The 21,358-nt window shown below is 53.5% G+C and carries 23 protein-coding genes; 13 read left to right on the top strand and 10 right to left on the bottom strand.

Translation table 11 applies throughout. The annotated features are described in order from the left end of the window. The first annotated feature begins 11 nt into the window (after positions 1 to 11). From gatA to NMD08_RS02970, 5 genes are all read left to right on the top strand, one after another. Entirely contained in the window at positions 12 to 476 is a 465-nt protein-coding gene (gene gatA / locus NMD08_RS02990) for a PTS galactitol transporter subunit IIA (RefSeq protein WP_151224401.1), read from the top strand. A gap of 29 nt (positions 477 to 505) precedes the next feature. Continuing rightward, positions 506 to 790 (top strand): PTS galactitol transporter subunit IIB, encoded by a 285-nt coding sequence (gene gatB, locus NMD08_RS02985; RefSeq protein ID WP_003828616.1) that lies wholly within the window; start codon positions 506 to 508, stop codon positions 788 to 790. Between the two features lie 4 nt (positions 791 to 794). Beyond that, positions 795 to 2,168, top strand: coding sequence for a galactitol-specific PTS transporter subunit IIC (locus NMD08_RS02980; protein ID WP_210905433.1), 1,374 nt, complete (start codon positions 795 to 797; stop codon positions 2,166 to 2,168). 44 nt (positions 2,169 to 2,212) lie between these two features. Further along, positions 2,213 to 3,256 carry a galactitol-1-phosphate 5-dehydrogenase gene (gene gatD / locus NMD08_RS02975; RefSeq protein WP_210905434.1) on the top strand — a complete coding sequence of 348 codons (1,044 nt, stop codon included), beginning with the start codon at positions 2,213 to 2,215 and terminating at the stop codon, positions 3,254 to 3,256. 111 nt (positions 3,257 to 3,367) lie between these two features. Further along, complete coding sequence (locus NMD08_RS02970) at positions 3,368 to 4,141, top strand: DeoR/GlpR family DNA-binding transcription regulator (protein ID WP_003828620.1); 774 nt, start codon at positions 3,368 to 3,370, stop codon at positions 4,139 to 4,141. Between the two features lie 121 nt (positions 4,142 to 4,262). Here NMD08_RS02970 and rsmI read toward each other — a convergent pair whose 3' ends face one another. Beyond that, the gene (rsmI, locus tag NMD08_RS02965) at positions 4,263 to 5,126 is read right to left on the bottom strand and encodes a 16S rRNA (cytidine(1402)-2'-O)-methyltransferase (protein WP_151217843.1); all 864 of its coding nucleotides are present in this window, start codon (positions 5,124 to 5,126) and stop codon (positions 4,263 to 4,265) included. Between the two features lie 63 nt (positions 5,127 to 5,189). Between rsmI and NMD08_RS02960 the strand changes: the two genes are divergently transcribed. Genes NMD08_RS02960 through dolP form a run of 4 tightly spaced genes read left to right on the top strand, consistent with a single transcriptional unit; the run spans position 5,190 to position 8,804 of the window. Further along, positions 5,190 to 7,241: a penicillin-binding protein activator gene (locus tag NMD08_RS02960; protein ID WP_370619476.1), complete on the top strand. Its 2,052-nt coding sequence runs from the start codon at positions 5,190 to 5,192 to the stop codon at positions 7,239 to 7,241. Then, positions 7,199 to 7,594 carry a YraN family protein gene (locus NMD08_RS02955; RefSeq protein ID WP_016157561.1) on the top strand — a complete coding sequence of 132 codons (396 nt, stop codon included), beginning with the start codon at positions 7,199 to 7,201 and terminating at the stop codon, positions 7,592 to 7,594. The genes NMD08_RS02960 and NMD08_RS02955 overlap by 43 nt, the downstream gene beginning before the upstream one ends. Before the next feature lie 34 nt (positions 7,595 to 7,628). Then, positions 7,629 to 8,219, top strand: a complete 591-nt coding sequence (gene diaA, locus NMD08_RS02950; protein WP_003024948.1) for a DnaA initiator-associating protein DiaA — start codon at positions 7,629 to 7,631, stop codon at positions 8,217 to 8,219. 9 nt (positions 8,220 to 8,228) lie between these two features. Next, a complete protein-coding gene (gene dolP, locus NMD08_RS02945) occupies positions 8,229 to 8,804 on the top strand; it encodes a division/outer membrane stress-associated lipid-binding lipoprotein (protein WP_151224405.1) in 576 nt (191 codons plus the stop codon). A gap of 49 nt (positions 8,805 to 8,853) precedes the next feature. Here the strand turns inward: dolP and NMD08_RS02940 are convergent, their stop codons facing one another. Next, positions 8,854 to 9,489 (bottom strand): NAD(P)H-binding protein, encoded by a 636-nt coding sequence (locus NMD08_RS02940; protein WP_370619474.1) that lies wholly within the window; start codon positions 9,487 to 9,489, stop codon positions 8,854 to 8,856. Between the two features lie 37 nt (positions 9,490 to 9,526). Continuing rightward, positions 9,527 to 9,955 (bottom strand): YhbP family protein, encoded by a 429-nt coding sequence (locus tag NMD08_RS02935; protein ID WP_151224406.1) that lies wholly within the window; start codon positions 9,953 to 9,955, stop codon positions 9,527 to 9,529. A gap of 43 nt (positions 9,956 to 9,998) precedes the next feature. Here NMD08_RS02935 and NMD08_RS02930 point away from each other — a divergent pair, with 43 nt between their 5' ends. Further along, positions 9,999 to 10,307, top strand: a complete 309-nt coding sequence (locus tag NMD08_RS02930; RefSeq protein ID WP_276577183.1) for a GIY-YIG nuclease family protein — start codon at positions 9,999 to 10,001, stop codon at positions 10,305 to 10,307. Here NMD08_RS02930 and NMD08_RS02925 read toward each other — a convergent pair. Both NMD08_RS02925 and NMD08_RS02920 read right to left on the bottom strand, forming a co-directional pair. Further along, complete coding sequence (locus NMD08_RS02925) at positions 10,294 to 10,797, bottom strand: GNAT family N-acetyltransferase (RefSeq protein ID WP_151224407.1); 504 nt, start codon at positions 10,795 to 10,797, stop codon at positions 10,294 to 10,296. The two genes, NMD08_RS02930 and NMD08_RS02925, sit on opposite strands and share 14 nt — an antisense overlap. Further along, complete coding sequence (locus NMD08_RS02920; protein WP_151224408.1) at positions 10,791 to 11,315, bottom strand: SCP2 domain-containing protein; 525 nt, start codon at positions 11,313 to 11,315, stop codon at positions 10,791 to 10,793. Before NMD08_RS02920 ends, NMD08_RS02925 begins: the two co-directional genes overlap by 7 nt. 220 nt (positions 11,316 to 11,535) lie before the next feature. On the opposite strand from NMD08_RS02920, the gene NMD08_RS02915 reads away from it, so the two are divergent. From NMD08_RS02915 to NMD08_RS02905, 3 genes are all read left to right on the top strand, one after another. Next, entirely contained in the window at positions 11,536 to 12,531 is a 996-nt protein-coding gene (locus NMD08_RS02915) for a peptidase U32 family protein (protein WP_370619472.1), read from the top strand. Continuing rightward, positions 12,522 to 13,418 carry a U32 family peptidase gene (locus NMD08_RS02910; RefSeq protein ID WP_252838717.1) on the top strand — a complete coding sequence of 299 codons (897 nt, stop codon included), beginning with the start codon at positions 12,522 to 12,524 and terminating at the stop codon, positions 13,416 to 13,418. The genes NMD08_RS02915 and NMD08_RS02910 overlap by 10 nt, the downstream gene beginning before the upstream one ends. Positions 13,419 to 13,496: 78 nt before the next feature. Continuing rightward, positions 13,497 to 14,504, top strand: coding sequence for a luciferase-like monooxygenase (locus tag NMD08_RS02905; RefSeq protein ID WP_210905438.1), 1,008 nt, complete (start codon positions 13,497 to 13,499; stop codon positions 14,502 to 14,504). Positions 14,505 to 14,546: 42 nt separating this feature from the next. On the opposite strand, the gene mtr is transcribed toward NMD08_RS02905, so the two are convergent. The 5 genes from mtr to pnp form a co-directional block, all read right to left on the bottom strand. Further along, positions 14,547 to 15,791: a tryptophan permease gene (gene mtr, locus NMD08_RS02900; protein ID WP_151217852.1), complete on the bottom strand. Its 1,245-nt coding sequence runs from the start codon at positions 15,789 to 15,791 to the stop codon at positions 14,547 to 14,549. A gap of 137 nt (positions 15,792 to 15,928) precedes the next feature. Next, the gene (gene deaD, locus NMD08_RS02895) at positions 15,929 to 17,851 is read right to left on the bottom strand and encodes an ATP-dependent RNA helicase DeaD (protein WP_061068683.1); all 1,923 of its coding nucleotides are present in this window, start codon (positions 17,849 to 17,851) and stop codon (positions 15,929 to 15,931) included. Beyond that, complete coding sequence (yrbN, locus tag NMD08_RS02890) at positions 17,844 to 17,924, bottom strand: protein YrbN (RefSeq protein WP_010723222.1); 81 nt, start codon at positions 17,922 to 17,924, stop codon at positions 17,844 to 17,846. Before yrbN ends, deaD begins: the two co-directional genes overlap by 8 nt. Positions 17,925 to 18,030: 106 nt before the next feature. Then, complete coding sequence (gene nlpI / locus NMD08_RS02885; protein ID WP_003024982.1) at positions 18,031 to 18,915, bottom strand: lipoprotein NlpI; 885 nt, start codon at positions 18,913 to 18,915, stop codon at positions 18,031 to 18,033. Positions 18,916 to 19,024: 109 nt separating this feature from the next. Then, entirely contained in the window at positions 19,025 to 21,160 is a 2,136-nt protein-coding gene (gene pnp, locus NMD08_RS02880) for a polyribonucleotide nucleotidyltransferase (RefSeq protein WP_005131812.1), read from the bottom strand. Positions 21,161 to 21,358: the final 198 nt, after the last annotated feature.

Below are 21,358 nucleotides of genomic sequence, written 5' to 3'. Positions count from 1 at the left end.
CTGGAGAATATATGAGTCAACTCTTTGTCCGAACAGGAATTAACTTTAGCTCGTGTCAGCATGCGCTGACCCATATTGGGGAGGAGATGCTAGCTAAAGGGGTCGTGCATGAAAGCTACCCGCAGGCCCTGATTGAGCGTGAAGTAACTTTTCCAACTGGAATCGCGCTGGAACGTCATGCCGTTGCGATTCCGCATTGTGAAGCTGTTCACGCGAAATCTCCGGCTATCTATCTGATTCGCCCAGATACACCGGTTAACTTTCAACAAGCGGATGATGATGAAGAGATAGCCGTCTCTTTAATTATCGCCTTAATTGTTGAAAACCCGACGGCGCAACTGAAGCTCTTGCGTCGTCTGTTTAGTGAGCTACAAAACCCGAGCACCATTGAAGCATTGCTGAATGCACCCGATGCAGAACTGGCAATGCTCTTTCGGGAAAAAATCCTTGAGTCTGAGCCCTGCGCCCAGGATTGATAAGAAACTGATAATAAAAGGAATACCCTATGAAACGTAAAGTAATTGTGGCCTGCGGCGGTGCTGTAGCAACTTCAACAATGGCTGCGGAAGAAATCAAAGAGCTCTGCGAAGCCAACAATATCCAACTCGACCTGGTTCAGTGCCGGGTAACGGAAATCGAAACTTATATGGATGGCGCGGACCTTATTTGTACTACTGCTCGCGTTGACCGTACATTTGGCGATATCCCGGTTGTTCACGGCATGCCTTTTGTCTCAGGCGTGGGTATCGAAGCATTACAGCAAAAAATACTGACTATCCTCGTGGGGTAACGCCATGTTTAGCGAAATAATGCGTTATATCCTCGATTTAGGTCCAACGGTTATGCTGCCGTTAGTGATCATCATCTTCTCAAAATTACTGGGAATGAAGCTCGGGGATTGTTTTAAATCTGGTCTGCATATCGGGATCGGCTTCGTCGGCATTGGTCTGGTGATCGGCCTGATGCTGGACTCTATTGGACCAGCCGCAAAAGCGATGGCGGAACAGTTTCAAATCAACCTGCACGTTATTGACGTCGGCTGGCCGGGTTCATCACCAATGACCTGGGCTTCGCAAATTGCGTTAATTGCGATTCCTGTCGCCATTGGTGTGAATATCCTGATGCTGGTTACCCGCATGACCCGCGTGGTGAACGTCGACATCTGGAATATCTGGCATATGACGTTTACCGGCGCCATGTTGCATCTGGCGACCGGTTCATACTGGCTGGGCATTCTCGGCGTGGTTGTTCATGCCGCCTTCGTCTACAAACTGGGTGACTGGTTTGCTAAAGACACGCGCGACTTTTTTGGCCTGGAAGGGATTGCTATCCCCCACGGTTCCTCGGCCTACCTGGGCCCAATAGCGGTCCTGGTTGATACGATCATTGAAAAAATCCCGGGCCTTAATCGTATTCACTTCAGTGCAGACGATGTACAGAAACGCTTCGGTCCTTTTGGCGAGCCTGTTACCGTCGGCTTCGTTATGGGTCTGGTCATCGGTATGCTGGCAGGATATGACGTGAAAAGCGTCCTACAATTGGCTGTGAAAACGGCTGCCGTGATGCTGCTGATGCCACGCGTAATTAAACCGATTATGGATGGCTTAACACCTATCGCGAAGCATGCCCGCAAACGCCTGCAGGCAAAATTTGGCGGTCAGGAGTTCTTAATTGGTCTGGACCCTGCGTTGCTTCTCGGTCATACGTCGGTGGTTTCTGCCAGTCTAATCTTTATCCCGCTGACCATCCTGATTGCCGTGCTGGTACCAGGGAACCAGGTTCTGCCCTTCGGCGATCTCGCGACAATTGGTTTCTTTGTTGCCATGGCGGTAGCCGTGCATCAAGGGAACCTGTTCCGCACACTGATCTCCGGCGTCATCATCATGGGTATCACCCTATGGATAGCAACTCAGACTATTGGTTTACATACCCAACTTGCCGCCAATGCAGGCGCATTAAAAGCCGGTGGCATGGTGGCCTCAATGGACCAGGGCGGCTCCCCAGTCACCTGGCTGCTGATCCAGCTTTTTACTTGGCAGAACGTGGTAGGTTTCATCGTTATCGCGGCTATTTACCTGTTGGGTGTACTGCTGACCTGGCGTCGGGCACGTAATTTCGTGGCAGCTGAAAAAGCAGCAGCTATAACGGAAAGCCAGACCGCATCATAATTTCTGGGGAGCATTTGCTCCCCTTCACATTTCTGGAGACTTTTATGAAATCAGTGGTTATTCACGCTGAGGGTGACGTACGCGTTGAAGAACGTCTCATACCACATCTGCAAACGGATGAGGATGTACTGGTTAAAGTAGTCAGTTCAGGGCTTTGCGGCTCGGACATTCCCCGAATCTTCAATCGTGGCGCTCACTATTATCCAATCACGCTTGGGCACGAGTTCAGTGGCTATGTTGAATCCTACGGCGCAGGCGTTACCAACCTACAACCCGGCGATGCCGTTGCCTGCGTACCGCTACTTCCCTGCTTCCACTGCCCTCAGTGCGTGCGTGGCTACTTCTCGTTGTGTAAGCAGTATCAGTTTGTCGGTTCACGTAGCGAAGGCGGCAACGCAGAATATGTTGTGGTGAAACGCGCGAATCTGTTCCGCCTACCTTCAGATATGCCGATTGAAGATGGCGCATTCATTGAACCCATCACCGTCGGCCTGCATGCGTTTCATTTGGCTCAGGGTTGTGAAGGCAAAAATGTGATTATTGTGGGAGCTGGTACTATCGGTTTACTGGCGCTGCAATGCGCCCGTGAACTCGGCGCTAAAAGCATCACGGCGATTGATATCAACCAGCAAAAGCTGGCGTTAGCAAAAGAATTGGGGGCAACCTATGTATTTAACAGTCGGGAGATGAGTGCGACTGAGATTCACTCTGGTCTGGAGAATGTTCTGTTTGACCAACTCATACTGGAAACCGCGGGAACCCCACAAACTGTGACGCTGTCGATCGAAATTGCTGGCCCTCGCGCTCAACTGGCGTTAGTGGGTACGCTGCATAATGATCTAGCGCTGTCTTCAGGTGTCTTTGGACAAATATTACGTAAAGAGTTAACCATTCTTGGTAGTTGGATGAACTATTCCAGTCCATGGCCTGGAGAAGAGTGGGAAACCGCAGCGCGTTTACTGACGGAAAAACGCTTACAGCTTGAGCCATTAATCGCCCACAGTGGTGATGCCGAGAGCTTTGCCTGCGCCGTCAAGTCACTCAAGGGCGCGCCGATGCAGGGTAAAATTCTGCTCAAACTCTCCTGACCCCACGAGCCAGCAACCTGCGCTGGCTCACATTTACTTTCGAAATTTAGCGTTCACCTTTCGCAATCCTTCGATTAAACTAGTGACAGTCAAATTATCAGGCAAATCAATATGAACTCATTTGAGAGAAGGAATAAAATTGTCGACCTGATTAATACGCAAGGTAGCGTACTGGTAATGGACCTTTCGAATACCTTTGGTATTTCTGAAGTCACCATTCGCGCCGACCTGCGGTTATTAGAAGAGAAGGGTCTGGTCACCCGTTTTCATGGCGGTGCGGCAAAACCTGGAAGCCATCTGGCTGAAGGTGACAATCAGGAAGTATTGTTAGAAGATCGGTATCAGCTTGCCAGCGATCCTAAAAAGCGGATCGCTCAGGCGGCAACGGCAATGGTCGAAGAAGGAATGACCGTAATCTTGGATAGCGGAAGCACGACCTTACTGATCGCTGAGGCGCTAAACCGAAAAAGTAATATCACTGTTATTACCAATAGCCTGCCTGCTGCGTTTACGTTATCGGAAAACAAAGATATTACGCTGGTCGTCTGCGGTGGCACGGTGCGTCACAAAACGCATTCAATGCATGGCACTATCGCTGAACGTTCCCTACAAGGGATAAGCGCTGACCTGATGTTTGTGGGTGCTGACGGGATCGATGCAACTAATGGTATTACGACATTCAACGAAGGCTATTCGATTAGTAGCGTAATGGCGGCGGCGGCACATAAAGTCATTGCCGTACTGGATGCGACAAAATTTAACCGACGTGGATTTAATCAAGTACTTCCCATGGAGAAGATTAACTGCGTAATAACCGACGACAGCATCAGCAAACAGGATAAATCAGCACTGGCTAAAACAGGCGTTGAACTGCTGGTCGTTTAAATTACCCGCCACATCCCTGTTTCGTCGCGCCAACGCGTTGCAGTTTGCCTTTTAGCTGCAACGCTTTCAGCGCGTTCTTCCGACATTTCTTCCAACAAACTGGCGATCAATCCAGACGCTCTTACTCTACCTGCTGTTCCAGCGCGTGCTTATACAGCGCATTCTTTTTCACGCCGTGGATTTCAGCGGCCAGCGCGGCGGCCTTTTTCAGCGGCAGTTCGGCCTGCAGCAACGCCAGAGTTCGCAGCGCATCAGCAGGTAGATCGTCTTCTTGCGCTTTATGCCCTTCAACAATTAGCACCATTTCACCTTTGCGACGGTTTTCATCTTCCTTGACCCACGCCAGCAGCTCGCCGACCGGCGCACCGTGAATGGTTTCCCAGGTTTTCGTCAGTTCGCGCGCCAGCACCACGTAGCGGGATTCGCCCCAGACGGCGACCATATCTTCCAGGCTATCCAGTAAACGGTGAGTGGATTCATAAAAAATAAGCGTACGTGGTTCAGCCTCAATGGCTTTCATCGCATCACGACGCCCTTTCGATTTGGCAGGCAGAAAACCTTCATAGCAAAAGCGGTCTGAAGGCAGACCGGCAGCGCTCAGTGCCGCAATCGCTGCGCAAGGGCCCGGCAGAGGTACTACGCGGATCCCCGCTTCGCGACAGGTGCGCACCAGATGGTAACCAGGATCGTTAATCAGCGGCGTTCCGGCATCGGAAACCAGCGCAATGTTTTGCCCTTCTTTGAGTTTCGCCACCAGCGTTTCCGCTTTTTGTTGCTCATTGTGATCGTGTAATGCAAACAAACGAGCGTTAATCGCGAAGTGTTGTAACAATAACCCTGTATGACGGGTATCTTCAGCGGCAATCAAATCAACGGCTTGTAAAACTTCGAGCGCTCGTTGGGTAATATCAGCCAAATTTCCTATAGGAGTAGGTACAATAAAGAGTTGGCCTTGAGAATTATCCGCCGATTCGTGTTGTTTCATTGTGTCGTCCGTATTGCCGATTTAATATTGAGCATTGAGTAAAAAAATATCACTGGATACAGTATGGTACCCTCAACATTTTCTCGTTTGAAAGCCGCACGCGCGCTACCAGTCATTCTGGCAGCACTGATTTTCGCAGGCTGTGGCACCCAGGCGCCAGACCAGAGTGCAGCCCATATGCAGGGCACTGCGCAGGCTGATTCCGGCTTTTATCTGCAACAAATGCAGCAAAGCTCAGATGATAGCAAGACCAACTGGCAATTACTCGCCATTCGTGCACTGCTGAAAGAAGGCAAGAGCCAGCAGGCTATCGAGCTGTTCAACCAGCTACCGCAGAAACTCAGCGATACTCAGCGTCGTGAGCAGTCTCTGCTGGCCGTCGAAATCAAGCTCGCACAGAAAGATATCGCTGGCGCTCAGGCCCTGCTGGATAAACTTACTCCTGCCGATTTCGATCAAAACCAGCAGGCCAGATACTGGCAGGCGCAAATCGACGTCAACCAGGGTCGCCCATCGTTGACGCTATTGCGCGCCCTCATCGCCCAGGAACCGCTGCTGGCCGCGAATGCTAAGCAGAAAAACATCGACGCCACCTGGCAGGCGCTGTCATCCATGACCCAGGAGCAAGCGCAGGCGCTGGTTATCAATGCGGATGAAAACGTGCTGCAAGGCTGGCTGGATCTCCAGCGCGTCTGGTTCGATAACCGTAACGATCCGGACATGATGAAAGCCGGTATTGCTGACTGGCAGAAACGCTATCCGCAAAACCCTGGCGCAAAAATGCTGCCAACGCAGTTGGTTAACGTGCAGAGCTTTAAGCCCGCCTCCACCAGCAAAATTGCACTGCTGCTGCCGCTGAACGGTCAGGCCGCTGTATTTGGCCGGACTATTCAGCAAGGCTTTGAAGCGGCGAAAAATATGGGTACTCAACCCGTAGCGAGCCCTGCTGTAGCTGCGCCTGCTGAGGATACAACAGCTGCGACAACTGTGGAGCAGCCGCAAACGACTGACGGTGTTGCCAGCCCTTCTCAGGCGTCTGTCAGCGACCTGACTAATGAGACGCCAGCACAGCCAGAAACACCTGCTGCGCAGCCCACAGCGCCTGCACAGCCAACGACCGCCAGCGCGCCGGCGAATCCATCTGCAGAGCTGAAAATCTACGACACCTCATCACAGCCTCTGAACCAGATCCTGACTCAGGTTCAACAGGATGGCGCCAGCATCGTGGTTGGTCCGCTGTTGAAAAACAATGTTGAAGAGCTGATGAAAAGCAACACGCCATTAAACGTGCTGGCGCTTAATCAGCCGGAGTCGGTGAAAAACCTGCCGAACGTCTGCTACTTCGCTTTGTCGCCAGAAGATGAAGCGCGCGACGCCGCGCGTCACATCCACGACCAGGGCAAACAAACGCCGCTGCTGTTGATCCCACGCAGTTCGTTAGGCGATCGCGTTGCCAATGCCTTTGCTCAGGAATGGCAAAAACTGGGCGGCGGCGTGGTATTGCAACAGAAGTTCGGCTCCACCGCCGAGCTGAAAATGGGCGTCAACGGCGGCTCGGGGATTTCCCTGACGGGCAGCCCGGTGGCTTCCTCTGTGCCTGCGCAACCTGGCGTGACGATTGGCGGCCTGACGATTCCGGCTGCGCCAACCGATGCACAGATCACCGGCGGCAGCGGTCGTGTTGATGCCGTGTATATTCTGGCGACGCCAGAAGAAATTGCCTTTATTAAGCCGATGATCGCTATGCGCAACGGCAGCCAGAGCGGAGCAACGCTGTACGCCAGCTCCCGTAGCGCGCAGGGAACTGCCGGCCCGGATTTCCGCCTGGAGATGGAAGGCTTGCAGTACAGCGAAATACCGATGCTGGCAGGGGCTAACGCGCCTCTCATGCAGCAAGCGCTTGGCGCAGTGCGTAATGACTACTCATTGGCGCGTATGTACGCGATGGGCGTCGATGCCTGGTCACTTGCCAACCACTTCTCGCAAATGCGTCAGGTACAGGGTTTCGAAATTAACGGCAACACCGGGGCCTTAACCGCAACGCAGGATTGTGTGATTAACAGGAAGTTATCATGGCTCAAATACCAGCAAGGACAAGTCGTCCCCGCCAGTTAACGAGTAAACAGACCGGTGACGCGTGGGAATCCACCGCGCGTGACTGGCTGCAGAGCAAGGGACTGCATTTTATCGCCGCTAACGTGCGTGAACGTGGCGGCGAAATCGACCTGATAATGCGTGAAGGCAATACCACCGTCTTTGTTGAAGTCCGCTATCGGCGCTCGGCCCAGTTTGGCGGCGCAGCGGCGAGTGTGACCCGGAGCAAACAACACAAATTATTACAGACCGCCCGCTTGTGGCTTGCACGCCACAATGGGAGTTTTGATACTGTGGATTGCCGGTTCGATGTGTTAGCCTTCACCGGAAATGATGTTGAGTGGTTTAAGGACGCGTTCAACGACCGCTCATAGTTGAAGATTCAGAGCCTGGTTCTTAAGGATTAGCGTGTTAGATAGAATTAAAGTCTGCTTTACTGAAAGCATTCAAACTCAGATAGCTGCGGCTGAAGCACTTCCGGATGCGATCTCCCGTGCAGCCATGACGCTGGTTCAGTCCCTGCTCAATGGCAACAAAATTCTCTGTTGTGGTAATGGGACGTCCGCTGCCAACGCACAGCATTTTGCTGCCAGCATGATCAATCGTTTTGAAACAGAGCGCCCAAGTTTACCTGCGATTGCACTAAATACTGATAATGTGGTCTTAACTGCGATTGCCAACGATCGCCTGCACGATGAAGTTTATGCAAAACAAGTCCGTGCGCTGGGACATGCAGGTGATGTTCTGCTGGCAATCTCTACGCGTGGTAATAGCCGCGATATCGTAAAAGCCGTTGAAGCCGCCGTGACACGCGACATGACAATTGTCGCGCTGACCGGGTATGACGGAGGGGAGCTGGCCGGGTTACTGGGGCCGCAGGATGTTGAAATCCGTATCCCCTCACACCATAGCGCCCGCGTTCAGGAAATGCACATGCTGACGGTCAACTGCCTTTGCGATCTCATCGACAACACGCTTTTCCCTCACCAGGATGATTAAGGAGTACACATGAAGGCATTTTCGCCGCTTGCTGTGATTATCGCTGCACTGCTGCTGCAAGGCTGTGTCGCTGCTGCCGTTGTCGGAACTGCTGCTGTCGGCACCAAAGCCGCGACGGACCCTCGTAGTGTCGGCACCCAGGTAGATGATGGAACCCTGGAGTTACGCGTCAATACGGCGTTGTCGAAAGATGCCCAGATCAAGAAAGAAACGCGAATTAACGTGAGCGCGTATCAGGGTAAAGTGCTACTGGTCGGTCAGTCGCCAAATAGCGAACTGTCTGCGCGGGCAAAACAGATTGCGATGGGCGTAGAGGGTACGACAGAGGTCTTTAATGAGATCCGTCAAGGCCAGCCAATCGGCCTGGGCGATGCGTCCAACGATACCTGGATCACTACCAAAGTACGTTCACAATTGCTGACCAGCGATCAGGTGAAATCCACTAACGTGAAAGTCACGACCGAAAATGGGGAAGTCTTCCTGCTGGGTCTGGTGACCGAGCGCGAAGCGAAGGCGGCGGCGGACATCGCCAGCCGGGTAAGCGGCGTGAAACGCGTCACGACGGCCTTCACCTTTATTAAGTAAGATGATGACAGATGCCGGATGACGACGTCAGAGCACGTTATCCGGCATTTTATTTAGCCCGTTCGCGCAGCCCGGAAGAGGTCAGTATAGTAACACCTTCCGGTCCTGGTGCCAGCGCCTCTGCCAGCATAGCCCGCGCCACATCACGCGCTTCAATCGACTTCCAGTTACCCGGCAGCAACCGAAATAATGGCGCTAAAAACATTTCATTCGCCCGCTGTTTATCCCGATCCCCCAGAAGCATAGAAGGCCGGGCAATCGTCAGTCGCGGCCAATTCTGCGCAATCAGCGCCTGCTCCATTTCACCTTTCACCCGGTTATAAAAAAAGGGCGAATTGGCATTAGCGCCCATCGAACTCACCACCAACATGTGCTGGGCCCCCAGCCGACGCCCCGTCAGGGCCGTATCCACTACCAGCGTATAGTCAGCGTGGATAAATGCCTCTTTGCTGCCCGCTTCACGTCGGGTCGTTCCCAGACAACAAAAGACGATATCGACCGGATCGGTAACCTGCGCCAGAGCATCGGTTAGCTGCGGATCGTGGGGATTATAGATGCCAGCCGTATCAGCCAGCGGTCGACGCGTCGGCGCCGTAATGGCATTGACCCGAGGTTCATTCAGCAACATACGCAATAAATGTCCACCCACCAGACCCGTTGCACCGGTTATTAACACCTGGCTCATCGTTTATTTTCCCCTGACGCTTCAATCACTCTTTTAACTATAGATCACGTAGCCAGTGCATCTTTTTACCGAAGCCCAGTGTGTTGTCCGTGAATTTGACTTCATCCAGTCGAATCTCCCACACGGGCGCTGGCAACATTCTGGCGACGGGGAAACGGCGGTTGTAGGCGTTACGCGCGGTGTCACTCTCCTGCCCTTCAAGACGGCGAATCTCCCCCTTAAACTGCACGCCACGAATCAGGGCGACCGTTTTGGGCTGACCATTTACCGTGCCGGCAATCGGCGCGCGCGGCCCGGACATTTGCGCATGGCGCGTTTTATCTTCGGTCAGCACATAGAATGCCATCTTCTGCGCATCAAACAGGTAAAACGCATTGGCGCACCACAATTCACCTTCATGATGAACGCACCAGGTCACGACATGCTGCTTTGCCAGCCAGCGGGTCACCGCAGTCAGTGTTTCCATTTCTGTTCTCTTTTATACTGTAGGCCTGAAAATTATCACGTCGATGGTGACAATGACACCCTGGTATCTGTACCTGATCCGTACTGCAGACAACGCCTTATACACCGGTATAACCACCGATGTGCAGCGCCGCTATAAGCAGCATCAAAGTGGGAAAGGTGCTAAGGCACTACGCGGAAAGGGGGAACTCACGTTGGCATTTGCGGCGCAGATCGGCGACCGTTCGCTGGCTCTGCGCATAGAGTATCGCGTCAAACAGCTCACCAAGCGGCAGAAAGAGCGCCTTGTAGACGGCGAAGGGCTTGAGGCGCTACTGAGCAGCCTGCAAACCCCGGAGCTTAAAAACGATTGAAGTGGTCGTGGTATTCCACAAGGCCCGTCACGCCTTCCAGCGCGTCATCCGCCAGGCGATGAACCTGGAATGCGCTTTCAGTGCCCGGCCAACGGCAATGCAGATCGTGATGCGCAGCCAGCTCAAAGCCAAAGCGGCTGTACAGCGCCGGATCGCCCAGCGTAACCACCGCGGCGTAGCCAAACTCGTTCAGGGAATCAAGCCCTTCATAGACCAGCTGACGCGCCAGACCCTGCCCACGGTAGTTTTCATCCACGGCCAGCGGCGCCATGCCGACCCATTGCAGATCTTCGCCCTGGACATCGACAGGGCTGAACGCGACGTAACCCACGACCTGACCTTCTTCATCGGTAGCAACCAGACCCAGCGTTAAGAACCCGTCTTCACGCAGGTCGTGTACTAGTTTCGCTTCCGCATCGCTCTCAAACGAACGGCGCAGCAACGCATCAATACCAGGGGCATCAATGGGAATTTCAACTCGAATCAGCATGGCTCACCTACCGAAGTCTGTTTGGTTTCTGGCGTTGTTTTCATTCCCGCCTCAACAAAATCCGCCAACTGCATCAGCATGATGCGCAGCGCCTTAGGCATCTGCTCCAGTTCGATGGCGTCCATCAGATTTTTTACATACAGCCCTAATTCTGTATCACCTTCAATCACCAGGCGACGCTGGAAGAACAGCGTATCCGGATCCTGCTTACGTGCCGCGATCATCAGAAGATCGCTGGCATCCGCGCTAAAACTGACATCCGCATCTGCATTCTGGCTGACGATCAGTTTATCGTTTTGAACAGAGGTATACCATTTAAGGCCGATGTCACGCACATGAATGCTCAGCCAGCGACCGTCGAGAAACTCCAGCTCCCCATCGGCAAGCGCCTGACTAAACTGCCAGCTCAGGACCTGTTCCAGAACCTGGCGCTTCAGCGCAAAGGGCGTCAGTTTAACCGGTACACTCATCAAAGAAGGACCAAAATGTACTAAGCGTGAACGCAGTTTATCCAACACGAGCTTTACTCCCTGTTTCAATAGTCCTGCTATTTTGCCATATCAAATAAACGACATAGCGGCATAAATCAACAATTCGCTACGAAATTGTTACCTCTTTATTGGTGTCACCAATACGACTTTAACTGCCTTAAATCAAAAATTGTCTCATCAAGGTTAACTAAAATCCCTCTTCGTTAACATTTCTGCGCCCTACATGGCGCAACGTTCAGGATAAATTATGGAGCTGCTCTGCCCTGCCGGAAACCTCCCGGCGCTTAAGGCGGCCATCGAGAACGGCGCTGATGCTGTCTATATCGGGCTGAAAGATGATACCAATGCCCGTCATTTCGCCGGCCTTAATTTTACCGAGAAAAAATTGCAGGAAGCGGTGAATTTTGTCCATCAGCACCGCCGTAAGCTGCACATCGCGATTAACACCTTTGCGCATCCGGATGGTTACGCGCGCTGGCAACGTGCCGTGGATATGGCGGCGCAACTGGGTGCAGATGCGCTGATCCTCGCCGACCTCGCTATGCTTGAGTATGCCGCAGAGCGCTACCCGCATATTGAGCGCCATGTCTCTGTTCAGGCATCTGCAACCAATGAAGAGGCGATTAATTTCTACCATCGCAACTTTGACGTTGCCCGCGTGGTGCTGCCGCGCGTGCTGTCTATTCATCAGGTGAAGCAGCTCGCTCGCGTCACACCAGTTCCCCTGGAAGTGTTCGCCTTTGGCAGCCTGTGCATTATGGCGGAAGGCCGTTGCTATCTTTCCTCCTATCTGACAGGCGAATCTCCAAACACGGTTGGTGCCTGCTCTCCTGCTCGTTTTGTTCGCTGGCAGCAGACCCAACAAGGGCTGGAATCCCGCCTCAATGAAGTGCTGATCGATCGCTATCAGGACGGAGAAAACGCCGGTTATCCGACGCTGTGTAAAGGCCGCTATCTGGTTGATGGCGAGCGCTACCATGCGCTGGAAGAGCCCACCAGCCTGAATACGCTGGAACTGCTGCCGGAACTGCTGGCGGCCAATATTGCTTCGGTAAAAATCGAAGGGCGTCAGCGTAGCCCAGCCTATGTCAGCCAGGTAGCGAAAGTGTGGCGTCAGGCAATCGACCGCTGTATGGCCGACCCGCAAAACTACGCCCCGCAGAACGCGTGGATGGAAACGCTCGGTTCAATGTCCGAAGGCACGCAAACCACGCTTGGCGCCTATCACCGTAAATGGCAGTGAGAGAAGCAATGAAATATTCCTTAGGGCCAGTGCTATGGTACTGGCCGAAAGAAACGCTGGAAGACTTTTATCAGCAGGCCGCCGTAAGCCAGGCCGACATTATCTACCTTGGCGAAGCGGTATGCAGTAAACGCCGCGCCACCAAAGTGGGCGACTGGCTGGATATGGCGAAATCACTCGCTGGCAGCGGTAAACAGGTGGTGCTGTCGACGCTGGCGCTGGTGCAAGCCTCCTCTGAGCTGGGAGAGCTGAAGCGCTATGTTGAAAACGGCGACTTCCTGCTGGAAGCCAGCGATCTCGGCGTAGTAAACATGTGCGCCGAGCGTAAGCTGCCGTTTGTCGCTGGGCATGCGCTCAACTGTTATAACGCGGTAACCCTGCGTTTGCTGCTCAATCAGGGCATGGTGCGCTGGTGTATGCCGGTAGAGTTATCCCGTGACTGGCTGGTGAACCTGCTCAGCCAGTGTGATGAGCTGGGCATTCGCAATCAATTTGAAGTCGAGGTACTGAGCTACGGGCATCTGCCACTGGCGTACTCCGCCCGCTGCTTTACCGCACGCTCTGAAGATCGTCCAAAAGACGAATGTGAAACCTGCTGCATCAAATACCCGAACGGACGCGATGTGCTGTCGCAGGAGAATCAGCAGGTCTTTGTGCTCAACGGGATCCAGACCATGAGCGGTTATGTTTACAACCTCGGCAACGAGCTGACATCAATGCAGGGTCTGGTTGATATTGTGCGTCTGTCGCCCTCAGGCAGCGAAACGTTCGCCATGCTTGATGCGTTCCGCGCCAATGAAAATGGCGCTGCCCCATTACCGCTTGCCGCCCACAGTGACTGCAACGGCTACTGGAAGCGACTGGCGGGTCTGGAGCTGCAGGCGTAAAAAAGCTCACTTTGTTAACAACGGTAATCAAATTTTAATGCAGTATTAAAAGATTAACCGGTAACAAAGTGAGCCGTTATGACTGACAAAACTATTCCGTTCTCGGTGTTGGATCTGGCGCCGATCCCTGAAGGTTCTTCGGCGAAAGAGGCCTTCACGCACTCGCTTGATCTCGCCCGATTGGCCGAAAAGCGCGGCTACCACCGCTACTGGCTGGCAGAGCATCACAACATGACCGGCATCGCCAGCGCCGCAACTTCAGTGCTGATTGGCTATCTGGCAGCCAATACCACCACGCTGCATCTTGGTTCCGGCGGTGTTATGCTGCCTAATCATTCGCCGCTGGTGATCGCCGAGCAGTTCGGTACCTTGAATACGCTGTATCCGGGACGCATCGATCTTGGGCTTGGCCGCGCGCCGGGGAGCGATCAGCCAACGATGCGCGCACTGCGCCGCCATATGAGTGGTGATATCGATAACTTCCCACGCGACGTAGCTGAACTGTTGGACTGGTTCGACGCCCGCGCTCCTAACCCTCATGTGCGTCCGGTTCCCGGCTACGGCGAGCAGATCCCGGTCTGGTTATTAGGCTCCAGCCTGTACAGCGCACAGTTGGCAGCCCAGCTCGGCCTGCCGTTTGCCTTCGCCTCGCACTTTGCTCCGGATATGCTGCATCAGGCGCTGCATCTGTACCGCACCCAATTCAAACCCTCAGCGCGGCTGGCAAAACCGTACGCGATGGTGTGCATCAACATCATTGCCGCCGACAGCAATCGCGATGCCGAATTTCTTTTCACCTCAATGCAGCAAGCGTTTGTGAAACTACGTCGTGGCGAAACTGGCCAGCTACCGCCGCCGGTAGAGAATATGCATCAGCTGTGGTCCGCTTCTGAGCAATATGGCGTACAACAGGCGCTGAGCATGTCGCTCGTCGGCGATAAGGCGAAAGTCCGTCACGGCCTCGATGCCATTTTACGCGAAACCCAGGCTGATGAAATTATGGTTAACGGCCAGATTTTCGATCATCAGGCACGGCTACATTCGTTTGATTTGGCGATGCAGGTGAAAGAAGAATTGGCTGGGTAAGTTGTTGCCCTCTCCCGGTAGGGAGAGGGTGAAAAAAAGAGATTACTGATAGACCGGTAACAGATCCACGCTCGACAGAATATGGATAATCGCGTTGCCGATACCAAATACCAGGATTAGCGCAATCATCGGCTTGCCGCCCCAGACGCGGAATTTCGGGCTACCGAAACGCTCACGGGATTTACGTGCCAGCAGCGCCGGTACAATGGCGGCCCAGATGGTTGCCGCGAGTCCTGCATACCCAATGGCGTACAGGAAACCGTTCGGCCACAGCAAGCCACCCACAATTGGCGGGACAAACGTCAGCAATGCCGTTTTAAAACGCCCCATCGCCGAGTCATCAAAGCCAAACAGATCCGCCAGGTAGTCAAACAGACCGAGCGTAACGCCAAGGAATGAACTCGCCACTGCAAAGTTAGAGAACACCACTAACAGTAGATCAAGGCTGCGGCTGTTCAGTACGCCGCTCAGCGCCTGTACCAACACATCAATGTTACCGCCCTGCTGCGCAATACCGATAAACTCCGGACGTGGAATATTACCCATCGTTCCCAGCAACCATACAGTATACAGCACCAGCGCCAGCAGCGTGCCATACACCAGACATTTCACAATGGTCTTCGGATCTTTGCCGTAGTACTTCATCAGGCTAGGGACGTTACCGTGATAACCAAATGAGGCCAGGCAAAACGGCAGCGTCATCAGCAGGTACGGTGTATACGAAGCATTGCTTTGTGCCACATTAAACAGCGTAGTGGGCGTAACATGCCCCAGCAGACTACCAAAGGTCAGGAAAAAGGTAATCACCTTCGCGCCCAGCACAATCGCCGTCATGCGGCTAACCGCTTTGGTGCTTAACCACACCACAAATGCCACCAGCAGTGCAAAGCCAAGACCCGCCGCGCGCGCCGGAACATTCAGCGACATCTCGGAGAAAGTGTGATGCAGAATCGAGCCGCTCGCCGAAATATAGGCGTAGGTCAGGATATAGAGAACGAAGGCGATCGAGATGCCGTTCACCACGTTCCAACCTTTGCCCAGCAGATCTTTCGTGATGGTGTCAAAGCTGGAACCAATGCGGTAATTAAGGTTCGCTTCGAGGATCATCAGTCCGGAATGCAGCATACAGAACCAGGTGAAGATCAGCGCTGCCATTGACCAGAAAAACCACGCCCCGGACATGACCACTGGCAGAGAAAACATCCCCGCGCCAATAATGGTGCCGCCGATAATCACCACGCCGCCGAGCAGCGAAGGTGACGTTTGGGTGGTGGTTAGTGTTGCCATTTAGCCATCTCTCCAGTCATTTATATTGTGACTACATCTCAATGTGCTGCACTGTACCAGTACACGAGTACAAATGAAATAAAAAAAGCCCCGATTGTTGAGATCGGGGCTGTATATATTACTTTACGCAGTGAAACTTATGCGTCACCGCCGAAACGACGACGACCAGCGGAGTCATCACGACGCGGAGCAGAAGAATCGTCACGACGCGGACCACGGTTGCCTTCACGGCGTTCGCCGCTGAAACGACGACCATCGCCACGACCGCCTTCACGACGCTCACCGCTGAAATTACGACCTTCGCCACGACCACCTTCACGACGCTCGCCGCTGAATCGGCCACCGCCACGACGCTCACCACCGGTGTGCGGAACTGCATCGCCAACCAGCTGCATGTTCATCGGTTTGTTCAGGATGCGAGTACGGGTAAAGTGCTGCAGCACGTCGCCCGGCATACCTTTCGGCAGCTCGATGGTGGAGTGGGAAGCAAACAGCTTGATGTTACCGATGTAACGGCTGCTGATATCGCCTTCGTTAGCAATCGCGCCAACGATATGACGAACTTCAACACCGTCATCACGGCCCACTTCAATGCGGTACAGCTGCATATCGCCAACGTCACGACGTTCACGACGCGGACGATCTTCACCACCACGGTCATTACGCGGGCCACGATCGTTGCGGTCACGCGGACCACGATCGTCACGGTCGCGGAATTCGCGTTTCGGACGCATCGGTGCATCTGGCGGCAGGATCAGCGGACGTTCGCCCTGAGCCATTTTCAGCAGTGCGGCTGCCAGCGTTTCGATATCCAGCTCTTCTTCCGGCTGCATTTTCGCCAGCAGAGCACGGTACTGATCCAGATCGCTGCTTTCCAGCTGCTGCTGTACTTTAGCGGCGAATTTTTCCAGACGGCGTTTACCCAGCAGTTCTGCATTCGGCAGTTCTACTTCCGGAATCGTCAGCTTCATGGTGCGTTCGATGTTACGCAGCAGACGACGCTCACGGTTCTCAACGAACAGCAGCGCACGGCCAGCACGACCCGCACGACCAGTACGGCCGATACGGTGAACGTAAGACTCGGAATCCATCGGGATGTCGTAGTTAACAACCAGGCTGATACGCTCAACGTCCAGGCCACGGGCCGCAACGTCGGTTGCAATCAGAATGTCCAGACGGCCATCTTTCAGACGTTCCAGAGTCTGCTCACGCAGGGACTGGTTCATGTCGCCGTTCAGTGCAGCGCTGCTATAACCGCTACGCTCCAGCGCTTCTGCCACTTCCAGGGTCGCATTTTTGGTACGAACGAAGATAATCGCCGCATCAAAATCTTCTGCTTCCAGGAAACGCACCAGCGCTTCATTTTTACGCATGCCCCAGACAGTCCAGTAGCTCTGGCTGATGTCAGGACGTGTGGTAACGCTGGACTGAATGCGTACTTCCTGCGGCTCTTTCATAAAGCGGCGGGTAATACGACGAATCGCTTCCGGCATAGTCGCGGAGAACAGAGCGGTCTGATGACCTTCCGGGATCTGCGCCATGATGGTTTCAACGTCTTCGATGAAGCCCATACGCAGCATTTCGTCTGCTTCGTCCAGTACCAGACCGCTCAGTTTAGAGAGGTCCAGAGTCCCGCGCTTCAGGTGATCCAGCAGACGGCCCGGCGTACCGACGACGATCTGTGGTCCCTGACGCAGGGCACGTAATTGCACGTCATAACGCTGGCCGCCGTACAGGGCAACCACGTTCACGCCGCGCATGTGTTTAGAGAAATCCGTCATGGCTTCTGCAACCTGAACCGCCAGTTCGCGGGTCGGTGCCAGCACCAGAATCTGAGGTGCCTTCAGCTCAGGATCAAGATTGTTGAGCAGCGGTAAAGAGAACGCTGCAGTTTTGCCGCTACCCGTCTGGGCCATACCCAGAACATCGCGACCGCCCAGCAGATGCGGAATGCACTCTGCCTGGATTGGAGATGGTTTTTCGTAACCCAGATCGTTAAGGGCTTCAAGGATAGGAGCCTTCAGGCCCAGATCTGCAAAAGTGGTTTCGAATTCAGCCATGTAGTACGTGTGCCTCAAAATTAATGGCGGCCAGTCTACATAACTCATCATGAAATTGATCTGCAATTTTCATTGAAAAGTGTGAACCGGCTCAAAGTAGGTGTATTAACGAACAACAACGCCCTCACCCGTGAAGGTGATGGCAATCAAAAAAGATTACGGGCTGATGTGTACGTCAGCTATTGCTGGTCCGATTCTGCCAGGTCATCTTGGTCCTGGCCCAGGAGCGATAATTCCAACAATGCGTATCGGTGCTCAACAAAGTTATGCACGTTGTTAGCCACCGCCAGTTTGAACAATGCCGTAGCGTTGTCCAAATCCCCCAGACTTAGGTAGTACTTACCTAAATAGAAGTTGGTTTCACTGAGATGCTCAGCGAGCGAGGTGTTATCCGTTGCGTCCGCCTTCAGGCGTTCCATCAGCGTTGCTTCGCTAATGTTGCCCAGGTAGAACTCGACAATGTTCCATCCCCATTGCTCTTTATCCGATTTTTCAAAGCGTTGCTTTAACGCTTCTTTAGCCTGCTTCTCATCGAGCTTCTGCTCGGCGAGATAAAGCCACAGACTACGGAAAGGATCATTGGGATCGTCTTGATAAAACGCTAGCAGATCATCTTGCGCTAACTTGTCGCGACCGCCGTAATACAATGCGATACCGCGATTTAAGTGCGCGTAGTTGTAAGTTGGATCAAGCTCAAGTACAGAATCAAACGCTTCATAGGCAGCATCAAAATTGCCTGCCTGCGTTAAATATATACCTAAGTAATTGAATACTTCAGGCATATCTGGTCGGATTGCCAGCGCTTGTGAAAAATCATTCCGCGCTAGTGCCCTCAGACCGAGACTATCATACAACACTCCGCGCTCATATAAAAGCTGTGCGCGTTCGTCATCGGTTAAAGCCCGACTGGCAAGAATTTGTTCCATACGTGCCAGAATCACTTCCTGCTGCAAAGTCGGTTGCAATGGTACTGCGAGGACTTCACTCTTACGCCAGGCGGAATTACTGCATCCAGCCAGCGTGAGTGCTGTCGCAACGAAACACCAGCGCAAAAAAGGCTTCATTTCCCACTCCCGAAGACAACGATTGAATGAACGTCCAGGTTCCCCGGTTGCTAACAAGGCGTCCTGCCGGGTTAAAGGCCCTCCGCTTTCACGGAGGGCAATGGCAACCTTACTCGCCCTGTTGGCTTACCGGAGCTTCCGGTTCGCCTGCAGGTTGAGACTGCTCAGTTGCTTCTTTAATGCTCAGACGTACGCGGCCCTGGCGATCAACTTCCAGAACTTTGACCGGTACTTCCTGGCCCATCTGCAGGTAATCGGTCACTTTCTCAACGCGCTTATCAGCGATCTGAGAGATGTGCACCAGACCTTCTTTACCGCCACCGATGGCAACGAACGCGCCAAAGTCAACGATACGGGTCACTTTACCATTGTAGATACGGCCTACTTCGATCTCTGCGGTGATCTCTTCGATACGACGGATAGCATATTTCGCTTTTTCGCCGTCAGTCGCAGCAATCTTCACGGTACCATCATCTTCGATTTCAATGGTGGTGCCGGTTTCTTCGGTCAGGGCACGGATAACAGAACCGCCTTTACCGATAACGTCTTTGATCTTGTCCGGGCTGATCTTGATGGTGTGGATACGCGGAGCAAATTCAGAGATATCGCCACGCGGTGCGTTGATCGCTTGTTCCATCACACCCAGGATGTGCAGACGCGCACCTTTAGCCTGGTTCAGAGCAACCTGCATGATCTCTTTGGTGATACCTTCAATTTTGATATCCATCTGCAGTGCAGAGATACCGTCGCGGGAACCCGCCACTTTGAAGTCCATATCGCCCAGGTGGTCTTCGTCGCCCAGGATGTCAGACAGCACAACATAGTTGTCGCCTTCTTTCACCAGCCCCATCGCGATACCCGCAACGGCCGCTTTGATTGGCACGCCTGCGTCCATCAGCGCCAGGGAAGCGCCACATACGGAAGCCATGGAAGAAGAACCGTTAGATTCGGTGATTTCAGAAACCACACGCACGGTGTACGGGAATTTATCCAGTTCCGGCATTACTGCCAGCACGCCACGCTTCGCCAGACGACCGTGACCAATCTCACGACGCTTCGGAGAACCGACCATGCCGGTTTCACCTACGCAGTACGGAGGGAAGTTGTAGTGGAACAGGAAGTTGTCAGTACGCTCGCCCATCAGTTCGTCGAGGTTCTGCGCATCACGGGTGGTGCCCAGGGTCGCAGTAACCAGCGCCTGAGTTTCACCACGGGTGAACAGTGCGGAACCGTGGGTACGCGGCAGAACGCCAGTACGCACGTCCAGACCACGGATCATGTCTTTTTCACGGCCGTCGATACGCGGCTCGCCTGCCAGTACGCGGCTACGAACAACGTTTTTCTCGATAGCGTGCAGGATTTCACCCAGTTCGTTAGCGTCCAGGGTTTCGTCTTCAGCCACCAGAGTCGCGATGGTTTCAGATTTGATCACGTCAACCTGAGCGTAACGCTCTTGTTTGTCGGTGATGCGGTAAGCATCGCTCAGGCGAGCTTCTGCCAGTGCGGCAACGCGCGCGTTCAGCGCTTCGTTTACGGCTTCTGGCTGCCAGTCCCAACGCGGTTTGCCAGCTTCTTTCGCCAGCTCGTTGATCGCCTGAATAACAACCTGCTGCTGTTCGTGACCGAATACCACAGCGCCCAGCATCTGGTCTTCGCTCAGCAGTTCAGCTTCAGATTCAACCATCAGTACGGCAGCTTCTGTACCAGCAACCACCAGGTCCAGCTTGCTTTCTTTCAGTTCGTCCTGGGTCGGGTTCAGTACGTACTGGTCATTGATGTAACCAACACGTGCAGCACCGATCGGGCCGTTGAATGGGATGCCAGACAGAGTCAGTGCAGCAGATGCACCAATCATCGCCACGATGTCCGGGTTAACCTGCGGGTTAACAGAAACAACAGTCGCGATAACCTGAACTTCGTTAACGAAGCCTTCCGGGAACAGTGGACGAACCGGGCGGTCAATCAGACGCGCGATCAGGGTTTCGCCTTCACTCGGACGGCCCTCACGACGGAAGAAGCTACCCGGGATACGGCCAGCAGCGTAGGTACGCTCCTGATAGTTAACGGTCAGCGGGAAGAAATCCTGGCCTGGTTTCGCTTTTTTCTGGCCAACAACGGTAACGAATACCGCAGTGTCATCCATGCTAACCATAACAGCGGCAGTCGCCTGACGCGCCATCATGCCGGTTTCCAGCGTAACGGTATGCTGACCGTACTGGAATTTACGAACGATCGGATTAAGCAAAATAATATCCTTTCTCTATTTTTTGACGGCACATTTTTGCGCCATCGTTAATACCCGATCTTCTGCGCATCCTCGCGACTAATGACAACCCTAACCCATAAGCATGAGTAAAGCCTCTCATTAGCCGCGCGAACCTCTGCAACGGAAGATCATTCATAGCAACAATACATTAGTTTCCAGCGAATTGCTGCCATCTGC

This window comes from Citrobacter meridianamericanus (assembly GCF_041320245.1).
Classification (GTDB): Bacteria; Pseudomonadota; Gammaproteobacteria; order Enterobacterales; family Enterobacteriaceae; genus Citrobacter; species Citrobacter meridianamericanus.
The sequence above is the reverse complement of the archived record's forward strand: the minus strand, read 5'-3'. Positions and strand labels throughout refer to the sequence as shown.